The 1160-nt window shown below is 80.3% G+C and carries 1 protein-coding gene and 1 pseudogene; both read right to left on the bottom strand.

Annotated elements, in window-relative coordinates; translation table 11 throughout:
* Window positions 1-418: pseudogene (locus NWP10_RS12045) on the bottom strand (hypothetical protein); the annotation flags it as partial.
* A partial coding sequence (locus tag NWP10_RS12050; RefSeq protein WP_258301059.1) for a CpaF family protein occupies window positions 415-1160 on the bottom strand: 746 nt, incomplete at its 5' end. The pseudogene NWP10_RS12045 and the gene NWP10_RS12050, both read right to left, overlap by 4 nt.

The raw sequence follows: 1160 nt of genomic DNA on the forward strand, positions 1-1160 counted from the left end.
CCGCCAGCCGGCGGACGACGACGGCCGGTGCGGCGCCCGCGCGGGCACCAGCCGCCAGCGCCGCGTCCACCAGCGCCCACCCGGGGTCCGGGGGCGGTGTGCGCCACGGCGGGCACCAGCGTCGGCGCGAGCGGTCGGGCGAGGCGTCGTGGGTGTCGCCAGGCGGATGCTCGTCGCGGCGAAGACCGCGGACATCCGGAGCATCCCGGCCGGTCGACAGGTCACCGGCCGCGTCCCAGGCGAGCCGCTCGGCCCGCAGCCGCGCCGCGTGGCGGGCGTGGCCGTCGTCGTCGGGCAGCATGCGGGCGGTCTCCCGCCAGGCCGCCTCCTCGGTGAGGCCCGCGGACACGAGCGCCGCCCAGCGGCGCAGGACGACGACGAGCTCCTCCGTGGCGTCCTCCGGCGCCGCGGTGCTCACCGGCTCCCCCGCCCCGCCAGCCGGGCCGCGAGCGCCCGCAGGCCCGGCCCCTCCGCGGTCGAGCCGTCCCCGGGCCCCGGTCCAGGGGTCCAGGTGAGGGCGGGCAGCAGGGCGAACCCCCGCGCGTCGGGATCGGGGACGGCCAGCTCCACGGGGTGGCGGCCGTGGCGGTCCCGGACCAGGTGGACCACCGCGTCGACCCCCGCGCGGGCCTGCGCCGCCACCGTGTCCGGCCCCCAGCCGGCCAGGGAGCCCATGGCCGTCAGCCGCGCCGGGACGTCCGCAGCACCGTTGGCGTGCAGGGTGCCCCACGCGCCCTGGTGGCCGGTGTTGAGCGCCGTGAGGAAGTCGGCCACCTCGGCGCCGCGGCACTCCCCCACGACGAGCCGGTCCGGGCGCATCCGCAGCGCGTGGCGGATCAGCTCGGCCAGGCCCACCGCGCCCGCGCCCTCGGCGTTGGCGGCGCGGCACTGCAGGGCGACGACGTGCGGGTGCTCCGGGGCGGCCTCCGCGGTGTCCTCCACGGTGAGGATCCGCTCGTCGCCCGGCACGCAGCCCAGGGCGGCGGCGAGGAGGGTGGTCTTGCCCGTGCCCGTGGCGCCGCTGACCAGCACGCTCGCCCGGTCCCGGACCAGGGCCTCCAGGGCCTCGCCCCACAGGTCGCCGTCGGGCCAGCCCGCGGCCAGCTCCGCCAGCGAGGGCGTGCGCGCGGCCGGGATGCGCAGGCTCAGCAGGGTCCCCC

It is taken from the genome of Micrococcus sp. HG099, assembly GCF_024723355.1.
Lineage (GTDB): Bacteria > Actinomycetota > Actinomycetes > Actinomycetales > Micrococcaceae > Micrococcus > Micrococcus endophyticus.